The organism is Corynebacterium minutissimum (assembly GCF_000805675.1).
In the GTDB taxonomy this organism is placed as follows: domain Bacteria; phylum Actinomycetota; class Actinomycetes; order Mycobacteriales; family Mycobacteriaceae; genus Corynebacterium; species Corynebacterium minutissimum.
Map to the genome: position 1 here is coordinate 186,482 of NZ_JSEF01000006.1, position 14,311 is coordinate 200,792.

Annotated in this window: 11 protein-coding genes and 1 pseudogene; 7 read left to right on the forward strand and 5 right to left on the reverse strand. The window is 60.4% G+C overall.

All coding sequences use genetic code 11. The features are described 5' to 3' along the window. The first annotated feature begins 73 nt into the window (after window positions 1-73). On the forward strand, window positions 74-568 hold the full coding sequence (locus NX84_RS03995) for an RNA polymerase sigma factor (RefSeq protein ID WP_039674024.1): 495 nt from the start codon (window positions 74-76) through the stop codon (window positions 566-568). Next, entirely contained in the window at window positions 561-1,610 is a 1,050-nt protein-coding gene (locus NX84_RS04000) for a hypothetical protein (RefSeq protein ID WP_039674027.1), read from the forward strand. The genes NX84_RS03995 and NX84_RS04000 overlap by 8 nt, the downstream gene beginning before the upstream one ends. On the opposite strand, the gene NX84_RS04005 is transcribed toward NX84_RS04000, so the two are convergent. Beyond that, window positions 1,607-2,164, reverse strand: coding sequence for a TetR/AcrR family transcriptional regulator (locus tag NX84_RS04005; RefSeq protein WP_039674030.1), 558 nt, complete (start codon window positions 2,162-2,164; stop codon window positions 1,607-1,609). The two genes, NX84_RS04000 and NX84_RS04005, sit on opposite strands and share 4 nt — an antisense overlap. Before the next feature lie 121 nt (window positions 2,165-2,285). Between NX84_RS04005 and NX84_RS04010 the strand changes: the two genes are divergently transcribed. After that, complete coding sequence (locus tag NX84_RS04010) at window positions 2,286-3,461, forward strand: acyl-CoA dehydrogenase family protein (RefSeq protein WP_039674031.1); 1,176 nt, start codon at window positions 2,286-2,288, stop codon at window positions 3,459-3,461. 852 nt (window positions 3,462-4,313) lie between these two features. Next, window positions 4,314-4,730 (forward strand): endonuclease domain-containing protein, encoded by a 417-nt coding sequence (locus NX84_RS13315; protein WP_414973610.1) that lies wholly within the window; start codon window positions 4,314-4,316, stop codon window positions 4,728-4,730. 279 nt (window positions 4,731-5,009) lie between these two features. On the opposite strand, the gene NX84_RS13250 is transcribed toward NX84_RS13315, so the two are convergent. Further along, window positions 5,010-7,196, reverse strand: coding sequence for a 3-hydroxyacyl-CoA dehydrogenase/enoyl-CoA hydratase family protein (locus NX84_RS13250; RefSeq protein ID WP_039674035.1), 2,187 nt, complete (start codon window positions 7,194-7,196; stop codon window positions 5,010-5,012). Continuing rightward, complete coding sequence (locus tag NX84_RS04025; RefSeq protein WP_039674038.1) at window positions 7,197-8,357, reverse strand: acetyl-CoA C-acyltransferase; 1,161 nt, start codon at window positions 8,355-8,357, stop codon at window positions 7,197-7,199. It lies immediately after the preceding gene. 279 nt (window positions 8,358-8,636) lie between these two features. Here NX84_RS04025 and NX84_RS04030 point away from each other — a divergent pair, with 279 nt between their 5' ends. The 3 genes and pseudogenes from NX84_RS04030 to NX84_RS04040 all read left to right on the forward strand — a co-directional run. Continuing rightward, window positions 8,637-9,800 carry an NRAMP family divalent metal transporter gene (locus NX84_RS04030; protein ID WP_111689426.1) on the forward strand — a complete coding sequence of 388 codons (1,164 nt, stop codon included), beginning with the start codon at window positions 8,637-8,639 and terminating at the stop codon, window positions 9,798-9,800. Next, window positions 9,791-10,570 (forward strand): putative hydro-lyase, encoded by a 780-nt coding sequence (locus NX84_RS04035; protein ID WP_174519842.1) that lies wholly within the window; start codon window positions 9,791-9,793, stop codon window positions 10,568-10,570. The genes NX84_RS04030 and NX84_RS04035 overlap by 10 nt, the downstream gene beginning before the upstream one ends. Before the next feature lie 81 nt (window positions 10,571-10,651). Beyond that, window positions 10,652-11,431 (forward strand): annotated as a pseudogene (locus NX84_RS04040) (IS3 family transposase); the annotation flags it as partial. Window positions 11,432-11,564: 133 nt separating this feature from the next. Here the strand turns inward: NX84_RS04040 and NX84_RS04045 are convergent. Both NX84_RS04045 and NX84_RS04050 read right to left on the reverse strand, forming a co-directional pair. After that, window positions 11,565-12,299, reverse strand: coding sequence for an ATP-binding cassette domain-containing protein (locus tag NX84_RS04045; protein WP_016456434.1), 735 nt, complete (start codon window positions 12,297-12,299; stop codon window positions 11,565-11,567). Continuing rightward, entirely contained in the window at window positions 12,286-14,292 is a 2,007-nt protein-coding gene (locus NX84_RS04050) for a hypothetical protein (RefSeq protein WP_039674044.1), read from the reverse strand. The genes NX84_RS04045 and NX84_RS04050 overlap by 14 nt, the downstream gene beginning before the upstream one ends. Between the last annotated feature and the right edge of the window lie 19 nt (window positions 14,293-14,311).

Below are 14,311 nucleotides of genomic sequence, written 5' to 3' on the forward strand. Positions count from 1 at the left end.
AGAAGTTCTGTGTAACGCTTGGCTATTAGTTGCCACATACCTAGTGAGCCCATCAGTAATCTGGAGATTTTTAGTGTCTGTTTTAACTTTGCCTGGTTCGCGGAAGCGGGAGTTTTCCCGTCTCTTCCGCGAGCATTACCCGGCGGTGTTGGCGTATCTGCGCCGCCGCGTGCCACCGAGCCATGCCGAAGAGCTGGCTGCTGACGTCTTTGAGCGAGCCTGGGCCGGCTTCGACTCGATGCGCAGCACGCCGCTGCCCTGGTTGTATGGCATTGCCCGCAACGTTATGCGCGAGTTCTACCGAACGCGCCGCGAGACGGAGAACCTTGACGATCATGAGCTGGAATCGTACGCCGGCTACGACGCTGTCGATTTAAGCCTCGATATCAGCGAAGCCTTCCTGCGTCTTCCCTCTGCCGACCAGGAAATACTGACTCTCCATGCTTGGGAGGGGCTCGACCACCCGGAAATCGCCGAGGTCCTGGGTATTTCCCGCAACAACGTTCGCGTGCGCCTGCACCGCGCCCGTACTCATCTATCCGAACTCACAGGAGAAACCGATGCCTAACTCTCTCGAACAGCTACGTAAGGCGAACCCCGTCCCGGACGCCGCGCTTTCCGACGATTCCCTCAAGCACTCCGAAGCCACCCTCGCCCGCATTACCAAGGGGCGCCCGACGTGGACCTATGCAGCGGCTGGCGTGGCGGTTCTCGCGTTGGTCGGCGGTGCGTTTCCACTGCTTAATAACTCGGAGCCGGTGGCCTCGGCTGCGGAGGTTCTGACGCAAGCCGGCGAGGCTGCCGCTACCCAGCCAGATGCCGTGGATAAGGGCGTGACCGCGAAGGAATACATGAAGCGCGTCGATACCCTCGGCGATGCCACCGCGATCACCGAATATGCGGTGGACGCCGGAGGTGCCGTGGAGGTCTCCTCGCAGGGAGAGGTCCCGGGATTTGACCCGCAGCCTTCGGTGAATCCAGAGGACCTCGTCATCGCGACCGACCGTGCGCAGCTGGAAAAGCTTGCGGATACCTTCCCCAACCGCGCCCTCGGTGCGCTGGAATTGCTGCTCCAGCCTGGACTGAGCAGTGAACAGCAAAAAATCACCTACGACATTCTGGCGGATACCGACGGCAATGATGTGGGTAGCGTCGAAGGCGAAGGTGACGACGAACTAGTCACCGTGATTCGCGATTCCGACCAGGTCTCCTTCTCCGTCCTCCCCGCCAGCGGCCAACTGGTGCGCGTAGTGGGGCTGGTAGGCCCAGACGTGGAAACCACCGTGGACGCCACGGCCATCCTGGACTGCGTCTCCGTCACGGGCTTGGAGGGGCCGGACCGCATCTCGCTGGCATGCGCTGATAACAACTACCTGGTTAACCAGCTGGAATGGAAAAACTGGGGAGCCGATTCCGCGGAGGCGGAAGGAGTGGCCATCGAGAATGACTGTGACCCTAACTGTGCGGAGGGCACGTTTAATGAGGAGAGGGTAAAGGTGGTCGTCGATAAGCGCGAGGCGTGTGGCTACCACGCTGAGGTGTACTCCCGCGTCCGTGTGCAGTACCCCGATGGCCGTGAGGAGGAACAGCCGATTGGCTGCGCTCCCTAAGTAAGTTGGCGCAAGGCGAACTGGCCGTACATATCCCCTAAAGCCTCGGCGGTGAATTCACCGTCGGGGCTAAACCATTGGGCCACACCGATTCCCATGTCGATGAGCGACCAGCAGGCGATTTTCAAGTTTTCGGCGCGGAAGTCGCCTTCGTTGACGATGGCCATCCAGCGCGCGACATAGTCGCGGCGTAGCTGCAGGACGACTGACTTGTGGGGTTCTTCGAGGTTGGTGAGCTCGTTGTTGACCACGCGGACCCGCCGGGCATGAGTGGCGTGGTAGATGACGTGGGCTTTCATGGTGGCGACGAGCTTCTCGCGTGGGTCTTTCAAGCCCGCGAGTCCGGCAGCGTTAGCGCGGAGGAGGTCCTCCATGGCGGTAATGGTGACCTCGGCGAGGAGTTCTTGCTTGGAGGAGAAGTGATTGTAGAGGCTGGAGGCGCGCATGCCGACGGCCTTGGCGATGTCCTCCATGCCCGTGGCGTGGTAGCCGCGCTGGTCGAAGAGGTCGAGCGCGGCGGCGGCGATTTGGTCGCGACGTTTCTGGTTGGCCACGGTGGGGCGTCCTCCTGTTCTAGCTAATGGTGGTTAGTGTACAGGGCAACTGCTTGACAGGTGCCGAGATTCACGTCACAATTATGGCTAATCGTCATTCGTATTACCTGGAGAAGCAACCATGTCCCACAACCTCTTCGAGCGCACCACTGACTTCCTCGGCGTCTTCGACGGCCTCTCTGAGGCCGATGCTGCTGGCTGGAAACGTGCCGCTCAGTTTCGCGAATACTCCGACCCGGTGATCAACAAGCATTGGCAAGCTTCCGAGTACCCGCTGGACTTGGTGGAGCGTTTGGGTTCCTTGGATGTGATGACGGACGGGCTGGCTGTGGAAGGCCACGAGCAGATGTCCACGCTCGGTGCTGGTTTGGCGCTCATGGAAATCACGCGTGCGGATGCTTCGATGGGTACGGTCATCGCAGTTCAGGCAGGATTGGCCATGCGCTCGATTGCGATGCTGGGTTCGGCGGAACAGAAGGCTTCGTACTTGCCGCAGATGGCCTCGTGCTCTCTGCTCGGCGCATTCGGCCTGACCGAGCCCGCGCACGGTTCGGACTCCATCGCGCTCGAAACCACCGCGGTTCGCGATGGTGACGAGTGGGTCCTCAACGGCGAAAAGAAGTGGATTGGCAACGGTGCTTCCGGCGGCATCACCATCATTTACGCCCGCATGGAAGACGGCAACGTCGGCGGCTTCATCGTTCCGCAGGACAGTGCCGGCTACTCCGCCACCGTGATTGAGGGCAAGCTTTCCCTGCGTGCCATCCACCAGGCACACATCTCGCTGACTGACTGCCGCATCCCCGCCGCCAACCAGCTTCCAGGCTGCCGCAGCTTCAAAGACGTTTCCCGCGTGCTCACCGCGACGCGCATTGGCGTGTCCTGGATGGCGCTCGGTTCGGCGGTGGCCTGCTACGAGATTGCCCGCTCCTATGTGCTCGAACGCGTTCAATTCGGCCGTGAACTGGCCAAGGCGCAGATTATTCAGCAGCGCTTGGCCAATATGGTGCTCGACTTGAGCCAGATGATGCTGACCTGCCGCGAGGTCTCTTTGCGGGAAACTGCAGGGGCCCTGGCGCCGGAACAGGCCTCAGCGGCGAAGCTTCATAACACACGCGCTGCTCGACGCATCGCTGCTGATGCTCGCGACATGCTCGGAGGAGTCGGTATCCTGCTGGAGAACGATATCGCGCGCCACTTCGCTGACATCGAGGCCATGCACACCTACGAGGGCACCGATACCGTGCAGTCGCTCATCATGGGCAAGAAGATCACGGGCTTCTCGGCATACAAGTAGTCAGCCGGCCGGGGAGGTGGAATCGCTCGCTGCTCTCAATGGCATTTTCCAGAAGGTATTCGTTAAAAGGCGTTTTCAGGCTTGAAAACGCCTTTTGGACTTTGCATATGGTGTTTTCAGGAGCGAAGCTGCCTTTTAACTGATGCCTTCTGGTAATTGCCTTCCGGCAGATACCTTTTAAGTGATGCCTTCCGGCGAATGCCGTATGACTGGTACTGCTCAGAGGACGTCTCCTGGGGATAACCGTTCCATTTCAGCAGTCAAAAGGTAAGTCCGGGCTAGAATTCCACAGTTTCGTTGAAATGAGCGCTCAGCGATGGTGCGAGTAGGTGGGACATGGCCAAAGTGGGGAGCATGAATGATTTCGATAAGCTCATCCACCTTCGTAGGTGCCCTAATGACCACCCCGTCTGGCGGGAATTAGCTAACGGATCCGTTATCCGCCTAACCTCACGCTACGCGATCTCGCGAGATTCCTATTGTGATCTCCCTCGACATCGGCAACAGCTTATAGATGTCAAAGCAGTGGGGCTCAGTGCGAATAACGCCGTGGTCGTCGGGGTATCGGCGGCACGCATCCTGGGGTTATGGACGCTTCCACCAATGGGTGAAAAGGTGTCGCTTGCGCGTCCGTCAAAGTCAGTTCCGCGAAAGCTGGACTGGGGAGAAAAGGTGAGCTATCGGAAAATGGCAATTCCCCCGGGACACATAGTGACAAGGGAAGAGATTCGGTGCACCTCTGTTGCGCGTACGTGTCTCGATATTGCGCGGTTATGGTCGTTTGGTGAGGGACTCATGGCAATGGATTCTGCGTTGCGCCAAAGACTGGTGAACATCGATGAGTTGAGAAGGATGACTGTGGAGCTGGGAAGAGCAAAAGGGATAGCTACCGCTAGGAAGGCTGTCGAGCATGCCAATGCCCTTTCGGAAGCTCCATACGAATCGTGGGCACGGGCACTTATCATCGAATCCCGGATTGGGCACAGAGTTAGACTGCAACATGAGTTGCCTGGTGGGTATCGGCCAGACTTACTTATCGATGACCATCTTGTCGTGGAAATCGATGGAGCCGTGAAATACGATGGGGAAACGTTTGGCACACCCACCGATGCCGTGATCCGCGCGGAGCGGCAACGCGAGAAGCATATCCAAAACATGGGTTATGTTGTTCTACGCTTCAGTCCCACCCAATTGCTACGGGATAAAGAACGAGTACTTGCTGAGATTCGGCGAGGGCTAGATGGTCTGCAGCGCCGCCAGTCGGCTTGAAAAGGCAATAGCTGGGCGGCATCTCACAAACGGCATGTGGCAGAAGGCGTTCTCACGCCTGAAAACGCCTTTTGAGGCTTCCAAATGGTGTTTTAAGTGGTAATAATGCCTTCTTTACGATGCCTTTGGGCAGATGCCATGTGGAGCCGGGTTGGCTTTCGGGGCAAGGCGTAAGAAGGACCAGTTGGTACGCGGTAAAAGCGGTGGAAAGGTAAGCCCCGCTCCAAGAAAAGGGGGGAGCGGGGCTGCGGGAGGGCACGCGGCGGTGAGAGGTCGGGGCTAGTTGTTCAGCGGCTTACGGGTCGCGGCCATGTGCTTGGCGCGCTCCACGTTGGCCGGCAGGAGGACCAGCGGCACGTCATACTCCACTTCGCGCTCGCAGAACTCGGTAAAGCTGAGTGAGCCGGAGCCGGTGTACATCTCGGCGAGCTTGGCCACGATGACGTGGTCGTTCTCGGTGGTGCCCTCGATGGGCCAGTCGCGGTCTAAGGCGGGGGAACCGGAGTACATCTCAATCTGCTCATCGGCGGGTGGGGTGTAGGAGTCGGCGAGGTTGCCGGCCTCCTCCACAGCGCGGGCGAGGACGTGGTCGAAGGACATGAGCACGACGTCATCGGAGGACAGGAAACCTGCCTTCTGGGCCTCGAAGGCCGAGGAGAAGTTGCGGGCGGAGGCGACGAAGTCGAAGGCCTTCTGGTGGTAGTCTTCAACGCCGGCAGCCTTGAGGCGCTCCAGCGAGGAGATGGTGCCGGTCCAGCCGGGGTAGAGGCCCACGGTGCGTTCCGGGAAGCCGAGGCGCGTATCGGCGTGGGCCACGATGCGGTCGCAGGCCAGGGCGGTTTCGAAGCCGCCGCCCAAGGCCACGCCGCGCACAGCCGCCACGACCGGCACCGGGGCGAACTTGAGGGCACGCAAGGTGGTCGAGCCGTCCGAAAGGAGGGATTCTACGAGCGACGCGTCGCCAGACTCGCCGGCGGAAGCGATGGAGCCCAGGTCAGCACCCGCGCAGAAAACTGGCTTGTCGTTGCCAATCACCAGCGCGACGAGGTTCTCCGAGGCCACAGCGCCCAGAGCAGCGCGGATGACTTCGAGGGCTGGGGTCGGCAGAGAGTTCATCGGCGTGTGCAGGTCAATGATGCCGATGCGCCCAGCCGGGGTGGAGACCGCGTGGACAGCGCCCGCCTCCTGAGACACGATGGTCTCCGCATCCAGAGAAGCCAGGGTGACAACACCCTCGCGCGGCGCGAGTTCCTGACGTTCTCCCTGAGAAGAGAGCACCGAGCCCTTGCCGTAAAAACCGCCCGCCGAGGCAGCGGCGGCGACCAGATCCGGAACGTCTGGGCCGTAAGCGGAGGCGACGTGGTCGATCCCGATGGCGTCGGCAAGCGCGAAGATGCCCTTCTTCCAACCGAAACCAAGAGTAAGGCCCTCGTCGATGAGGCCCACGTGGTCCGCAATGTCAGGTGCGACCTCGCAGCAGTACGCCAGCGTGTCGAGGAAGACGGCGCGGGCAAAACGGCCGCCGGGGGAATCGGTCTCCATGACCTCGCGCGGATCTTTGAGTCCCACGACAGGATCGGAGGGCTGAGTGCGGGGTACGTATTCGTAGGAGGAGTTGATGACCTCGTCACGGCCGCGGTAGAAGCCGCCATCACCGGTGCGGCCGGTCAGACCGCGAGAAACGAGGCCCTCGATGAAGGAATCATCGCCAAGCGGAACGTCCAGGAGCGGATCGCCCTCGGGGAGGGCCGTCTCCAAAGACTTCCAAATCGGCTTGACCAGCTGGAGTCCGATGTAGTCGAGCAGCCCGAAAATACCGGTGCGGGGGATGCCGAAGGCGCGGCCGAAGGCAGCGTCGGCAAGCTCGTAGCTCACGTCGAACTCGCGGGCGCGGGCCACGCCGGCGGCCATCCAGTAGCAGCCCACGCGGTTGGCAATGAAGCCCGGGGTATCGCGGCATTCGAGGGCAATCTTGCCCAGGGTTTGCTCGATGGTCGTGCGCAGCGTGGCTTCCGTAGAACCGGAGGCGATGAGCTCCACCAGGCGCATGGCCTTCGGAGGATTGAAGAAGTGCGTGATGGCGAACTTGTCGCGGCGGGCCTCCGGAACGCCCTCGAGGAGGGAGGCCAGCGGCAGGGTAGAAGTGTTCGAGCTCAACAGAGCATCTGCGGACAAATAAGGCTCGATGGCCTCGTAGAGCGAGTGCTTGGCGCCGAGGTCCTCGAAGATGGCCTCGATGACCCACTCGCGGTCCTCCAACAGCGCGTAGTCATCGCTAGCGCGCACGCGCTCGGCGAACTCCGGCAGGTGGAAGCCTTTGCGCTTGAGCTGGATATCGACGCCCTTTTGGGCGCCCTCCACATTCTGGTCCAGCAGCACGACGTCCATGCCTGCGGACGCGCAGAGTGCCGCAATGCCGGAACCCATAGAACCTGCGCCGATGACGGCTACCTTGGTGATGCTCATTTACTTCGCTCCATTCTCAATAATCATGGCGATTCCCTGACCGCCGCCGATGCACATGGTGACTAGGCCGTAACGCTTGCCTTGGCGGCGGAGCGCATAAGCCAGCTTGGTCAGCAGGATGACGCCCGTGGCGCCGACCGGGTGGCCGTGGGCAACAGCGCCGCCGAAGACGTTCGTCTTGGCCGGGTCGAAGCCCAGCTGGTCCTGCACAGCGATGGCCTGGGCGGCGAAGGCCTCGTTGGATTCGATAAGGTCGATGTCCTCCAAGCTCAGGCCTGCTTTTTCCAAAGCCTTCGGCACTGCGGCGATGGGGCCGATACCCATGCGTGTCGGATCCACACCCGCGATGGACCAGGACACAATCTTCGCCAGCGGGTCAAGGCCACGCTTGTCCACCTCGTCAGCGGTGGCCAGCACGGCGGCCGCCGCACCATCGTTGATGCCGGAGGCGTTTCCGGCGGTAACGGTTCCGTCCTTAACAAAGACCGGCTTGAGCTTCGCCAGCTTCTCGACGTCCGTCTCCCTCACCCCCTCATCAAAGTCCAACTCGCCGACCGGGACGATCTCCTCGGCATGCACGCCCTCCGCGCGGGCCTTGGCGGCGCGCTCTTGGGATTCGGCGGCGAACTCGTCCTGGCGTTCGCGGGAGATGTTGTTATCTGCGGCGACGTTTTCTGCGGTCATGCCCATATGCCCGGTGCCGAAGGGGCAGGAGAGTGCGCCGGTCAGCCAGTCATAGAGCTTGCCGTCACCCATGCGCTTGCCAAAGCGCGCGCCTTCGACGGAATAGGGAGCGTTGCTCATGGATTCCACGCCGACGGCAAGGGCCAGGGAGCCGTCGCCGGATTGCAGAAGCTGCGCCGCGCTGATGACGGCCTGGACACCGGAGCCGCACAGGCGGTTCACGCCCATGGCGGTGGATGAGTCCGGCATGCCTACGTTTTTAGCGATGGTCCGCGAGAGATAGAGGTCCTTCGGCACGACGGGCATGACGTTGGAGGCTACGGCGGTGTCGAGGTCTGCACCCGAAAGTCCCGAACGCTCAATAGCTGCTTCTGCTGCGAGCGAGCCGAGTTCGGTAAGCGAAAGGCGGGCGAGGCTGCCGCCAAATTTGCCGATGGGCAGGCGCGCAGCGCCAGCGATGTAGATGTCCTGAGTCATAGGGTCCTCCACAAGTTAAGCGAATGGCTATTAGTTAACTCAGTATCCTAGGTCACTTTTTCTCACCGCGCAATGGTCCGTCACGTCTGGGGCGCGGGTGCACCCAACCGCCTAGTTGTTTACAGATTGTTGAACAACCCTTATGCTTTGACCATTCAATAATGCGACCTGCGTCACGAAAGGTTCTCTCCAGTGAGCTCTGAATCAACCACCCCCTCCGCAGTTCCGGCCTCTGACCAGACACCTCAGCAGGCTCAACCGCCCAAGGGCATCGGCGCCATGGCCGGTGCCATGTTCCTCATGGCCACCTCGGCCATTGGCCCGGGCTTTTTGACCCAGACCTCGGTCTTTACCGTCCAGATGGGCGCGGCCTTCGCCTTCGCCATTGCGTTGTCGATCATCGTGGACATCGCCATCCAGCTCAACGTTTGGCGCGTGTTGGCCGTCTCCGGCATGCGCGCCAACGAGCTGGGCAACACCGTTCTTCCCGGCTTGGGCTGGTTCCTCGCCGTGCTTGTCTTCATCGGCGGCATGGTCTTCAATATCGGTAACATCGCCGGTTCGGGACTGGGCCTCAATGCCATGATCGGCATCGAGGCGCGCTGGGGCGGCGTCATCGCTGCGGCGATCGCAGTCTTTATCTTCTTGTCTAAGCGCGCCGGCGTGGCCCTAGACCGCATCGTCGCGGCCCTCGGCGCGGTGATGATTCTGCTCATGCTCTACGTAGCCATCGTGTCCCAGCCCCCGGTAGGTGAGGCCCTGAAGAACACCGTCATGCCAGAGAACATCGACTTCTTTGTCATCACCACTCTCATCGGCGGCACGGTGGGCGGCTACATCACCTTTGCCGGCGCGCACCGCCTCATCGATTCTGGCCTCTCGGGCCCAGAGAACGTTGGCGCCATTACCAAGACGTCCGTGCTCGGCATCATCGTTACCGGCATCATGCGCGTGCTGCTCTTCCTCGCGGTCTTGGGCGTTGTCGCCACGGGCGTGGCCCTGTCCGAGGACAACACGGCCGCCGATGCCTTCCGCCACGCTGCCGGCGAGTTCGGCCTCCGCGCCTTCGGTGTCGTCCTCTTCGCCGCCGGTCTGTCCTCCGTAATCGGTGCCTCCTATACCTCGATTACCTTCGTGACCACACAGAAGACCAGCCCGCGCACCCGCAACTTCCTCACTGTCGGTTTCATCGTGGTATGCACGATCCTCTTCGTGATTCTCAACTCCGCCCCGCAGAAGCTGCTCATCTTCGCCGGCGCCTTCAACGGCATCATCCTGCCCATCGCCTTCGCTATGGTCATGTGGGTAGCCTTCCGCCGCCATGACCTGACCCACGGCGTCAAGCAGCCGATGTGGCTGCTCATCGCCGGTGTGCTGGCCCTGGGACTGGAAATTATTATCGGCGTCAAGTCTATTTCTGGAATCGTTGAACTATGGGCATAATGCACAGCCCGGCCGAGGTTCGCTCTTTCGCCCGCTCGCACGATATGACCACCACCGCTGGTCACGCTCGCGGATTTATGCAGGCCAACCTCATCGCCCTGCCGCGCGAGTACGCCTTCGACTTCCTTCTCTTTGCCCAGCGAAACCCCAAGCCATGCCCCATCGTCGGCGTGCTCGAGGCAGGGGAGTTCACGTCCGACCTCATCCCTGGCGGGGACATCCGCACCGACATCCCCGCCTACAACATCTACGAAGACGGCCAGCTTACGCACACGCTTAACGACGCCACGCCTTTCTACTCCCCCGACACCGTCTCCTTCCTCATCGGTTGTTCGTTTACCTTTGAGAACGCCCTTCTGGAGAACGGCATCTCCATCGCTCACATCGACCAAGGCCGAAACGTGCCGATGTATCGCACTTCCATCGCCACCACCCCAGCCGGGGTCTTCTCCGGTCCCATGGTCGTATCGATGCGCCCCATTCCCGCGAACCAGGTCTCCGACGCCGTGCGCATCACCTCCCGCTACCCGGCCGTCCACGGTGCCCCGGTGCACGTCGGCGACCCGGCAGCCATCGGCATCGAGGACCTGTCTCAGCCTGATTTCGGCGAGGCCATCGACACCCCCGAGGGCACCATCCCCGTCTTTTGGGCCTGTGGCGTGACCCCGCAGGCCATTGTCATGAACTCGCGGCCCAGCCTCGCCATCACACATGCGCCCGGCAAGATGCTTGTTACCGACATCCCGGACCGCGACTACCTCATCCCCTAAACTCCGCCCATTCGGGTGGTGGGCGAAAGGGCCAGGCGGCCCCGACACTGTGGTCCCCTCGGTTTAGTCCCCCGCGAAAATCGCAGGTTAAAGATATGCTCTGATGCTCTTATTGGTGCAAGAATCAAGACCATCTTCGATGATGAGCACGGGCTTTATGGTGCTAAACGCATCGCTGCAAGCCTCAACGACGATATGGACTTCGGCCCGATAAATCACAAGAAGGTTGCACGCATCATGAAATCCATGGGGCTAAAAGGCTTTACCAAACGGCGTCGATGCATCACCACTAGGCGCAAGCCTGGTCACCGAGTCATGCCAGATCTAGTAGGCCGCAAATTCACCGCTGACAGGCCGAACCACGTCTATGTAGGCGACATCACCTACCTGCCGTGTAAGGGCGGCAAGAACATGTACCTTGCCACGGTCATTGACGCCTATTCACGCAAGCTCGTTGGTCATGCGCTAGCCGATAACATGCGGGTATCTCTGGTAATCGAGGCTTTGTCTCATGCCAGCAAAGTCCGCGGAAGCCTTGACGGGGCAATTTTCCATTCTGATCATGGCAGTGTGTACACCTCACAGGCTTTTCAAGACCACTGCGCCCAACTTGGTGTGCGCCAATCCATGGGCGCGGTGGGAACTAGCGCCGATAATGCCCTAGCAGAGTCATTTAACGCCACCTTAAAACGTGAAGTGCTACGTGATCGGAAAGTCTTTGACAATCCAATCAGCTGTCGCCAAGAAGTCTTCCGGTGGTGCATGCGCTACAACACCCGCAGACGGCACTCCTGGTGCAACTTTCTAGCCCCCAATGACTTCGAAGCACTCACATCAGCTACACTGACCCAAGCAGCATAGCTAACCCCCGACGTGTCTACTTTCCGGGGGTCAGGCCCGTGCTCGACAACCCCAGCGGACTCAACGCCCACGCCAGCGTCGCGGACCATGCGGCCGGGTACCGGAAGGTGGCCAAGGCCGCGGGCATCGCGATTTAATCCCGCGCAGAGCCGGAGACTGTGACCTGGCGATCATTGATGCGCAAGGTGCTGTCAGCGGCAGCAATAACTGCGGCATCGTGCGTGGCGGCCAGAACGAGTGCGCCCCCGTCCGCAGCTCGCCGCAGGAGCGCGATAACTTGGTCGCGGTTAGTGGGGTCGAGGGAGGCGGTCGGCTCGTCAGCGAACACATAAGCCGCGCCGCGGAGCAGGGCTCGGGCGATCGCCAGCCGCTGCTGCTCGCCTCCGCTGAGAATAGCTGCCGGCCCGTCGAAGGGGACATCAAGACCGACTTCGCCGAGGGAGTGCAGCAATTCTTCTTTGGAGTATTGCTTCCTGGATAGCCCGAGGGTGAGGTTATCTTCGCAGCTTAGTTCGGGAATGATTCCGTGGTCTTGGTGGATTATCGCTGCGCGTTCTCGCCAGAACCTCCGCCTCCGCTTCATCCTCCACGCGGAGGCATTCTCACCGTCTATCCGGAGGAGGCCGTCCGCCGGCGGCAGGAGCCCGGCCAAGGTGTTGAGCAGCAAAGTCTTTCCGGAACCGCTGGCTCCACAGATGGCGACAAAGCCTGGCCCGGGTAGGGAAAACGTTGCATTTTCCACGAGGGACTTCTTCACCATCCGCGTGCTGCGCCCCACAGAAAAAGTCGACTCCGCGGCGAGACAGAGATGAGAGGTGGAAATCTCCGGCGGCAGAGTGGGGGACTGATTGGGGCTAGCCAATGACATTGTGACTCCTAGGGGAGGCGGACATGTGCTGAGAAATACTGAGACGGACAAAACCGAGGTAGACGATTAAGACAAGGCAGCTTAGCGCGGTGAAGGTGTAGAGGAACGGGTTGGGAAGCAGTAGCGGAGCCAGGACGGACAATATGACGACAACTGTCAGGCTGACCAGTTGGCTTTTGAATAGTCGCCACATCGTTTTGTCCGGTGATTGCCCAGCGCTGTGGAGGAGTACCAGGAGGCGACGGTGAACTCGGAGCTGGATGCGCGCCTGGACTATCAAGGCCGCAAGCGTGGCGAGCAAAGCTCCGAGGACGCTCAGGATACTCAGCCAGAACAGCGCCGTGCTGGCTACTAGTTCGGCCAGACCGCGATCGGCGGCGTGTACCGGGTACACGTAGCCTTCGAGGCCGGCAGCGGTAAGTTCTGGACCCAGTTCCGAGAAATCCGCGAAGAGCAAATTTTTACTCGAAGCTGTGGAGCTTAGGAAGTCTGCGTCGAAGCCGGATAGATCGTCCGTTTCAAGCACGTAAAAACAATCGCCGGGAACCAGTTCCCCCGACATTGTTCCACTAATGAATCCGACCGCATGATCGGCACTGACCGGACCAATTTGCGCAGACTTAAGGAGCAGGTCGCCGGATTCCTGAGCCCACAGATCCACGGAAGCTGCGAAATGCTCTTGGGCTGCGGAATAGTCGACCGAGTGGTTGTCGTCTCCGGGACGGAACTGATAATCCTGCAGATCGTGCCATTGGCGGTTAGCAAGTGCCACGGGGCAGGAGTCCGGCACACCGGTACCTTCTTTCGGCAAAGTATGGCTGAGGACAGCCCCGTGCTCCCGTTCCCAGCTGAGCGCGAAGTCGCGGAAGTTCTGCTGCACACTGGGCGGCAAGAGCTCGCCTCCTTCCGCGCGGCCAGCAGGGCCGTCGAAGTTGGCTGAAAAATGCAAGGCTCCAAACTCCGCGAGAGATTTCCAGGTCTGCTGGGCCTCGGATTCCTGCTGGTAGGAGCGGAGCGCAGCCGCTGAGCTAAGACCCGCTGCTACAAAGGTCACGCAGGTAAAGACCGAAATTACTTTCAGCGCTTTTCCCGCCGCCTTCTCTGCGGGGGCACGCTGCCCCAGCAGCGCTACTGCGCGGCGCAACAATGGGGCGGTGACGGCTACGGCCAAACCGGTGGTAGCCAGGGCCAAGCCTATCCCGGCGGCGTAGAACCTGAGGAACAGGAGAGCAAAAGAATAGCTTCCTTGGCGGGCGAGGAATGTACTCGCAAGGCCAATGAGAACTAGGTGCGGGAGGATGACAAAGGCCCATTGCCGCCAATTGCCTTTTTGACTGCGGTGCCCTCCATTTATTGTGCGCAGCGCTGCCAATCTAAGACCGGAAACCCGAAGAACAAATACCAGGGCAAAAAGGGAAACGACAAATAGAAACAGGATCGCCACCAACGCGGGCAGGCGGAATACGACCGATTGGATGAGGTGAAGGAACTGCGTCTTTTCGCTTAGCCTGAGCCCGTCATTCCTGGCCGATTCGTAGAAGTGGTTCGCATTGCCACCCGTTGCTTTGGGAACCAAGACGTAGTCACCGTGGTAATCCAGCGACCCAAGCTCACTGGACGCTTGGCTCAAGGCATCCGGCCGGTTGAGCCGGGGAATGCGTTCCGGTGCTGGATAATTTTGCTCCAGCGGGATGAAAACCTCGTGGGAAGTCCCGCTTGCGTCATCGGTGCCAGTCAGCCGGTAGATGGAGTAGCCGTTCTGCTCGGCCAATGAAACCAGTGAGTTACGGATTACCGTCGGTGCGTAGTCTGACTCAAGTTCCTCCGCGAGTGAAGTCTTAGGCTCGACGTAGTCAAGACTAAAGGTTGATTCGACCCCTAAGGACAAGGGCTTGGTGGAGTCAACCAGGGCTGTCAGCAGCCACCCAGTAGTCGCGATGACTGCAGCAAGAAGTAGGCTCAAAAGCCCAAGTACTAGGGGTCGAATGCGCATGAGTTCTAGCAGAAGTTGT

Bases quoted from the DNA above. Each gene is read 5' to 3' on its own strand.
- NX84_RS04000 (WP_039674027.1), top strand. From the start codon at position 561: ATGCCTAACTCTCTCGAACAGCTACGTAAGGCGAACCCCGTCCCGGAC.
- NX84_RS04010 (WP_039674031.1), top strand. From the start codon at position 2,286: ATGTCCCACAACCTCTTCGAGCGCACCACTGACTTCCTCGGCGTCTTC.
- NX84_RS13315 (WP_414973610.1), top strand. From the start codon at position 4,314: ATGACTGTGGAGCTGGGAAGAGCAAAAGGGATAGCTACCGCTAGGAAG.
- NX84_RS13250 (WP_039674035.1), bottom strand. From the start codon at position 7,196: ATGAGCATCACCAAGGTAGCCGTCATCGGCGCAGGTTCTATGGGTTCC.
- NX84_RS04025 (WP_039674038.1), bottom strand. From the start codon at position 8,357: ATGACTCAGGACATCTACATCGCTGGCGCTGCGCGCCTGCCCATCGGC.
- NX84_RS04030 (WP_111689426.1), top strand. From the start codon at position 8,637: ATGGCCGGTGCCATGTTCCTCATGGCCACCTCGGCCATTGGCCCGGGC.
- NX84_RS04035 (WP_174519842.1), top strand. From the start codon at position 9,791: ATGGGCATAATGCACAGCCCGGCCGAGGTTCGCTCTTTCGCCCGCTCG.
- NX84_RS04045 (WP_016456434.1), bottom strand. From the start codon at position 12,299: ATGTCATTGGCTAGCCCCAATCAGTCCCCCACTCTGCCGCCGGAGATT.
- NX84_RS04050 (WP_039674044.1), bottom strand. From the start codon at position 14,292: ATGCGCATTCGACCCCTAGTACTTGGGCTTTTGAGCCTACTTCTTGCT.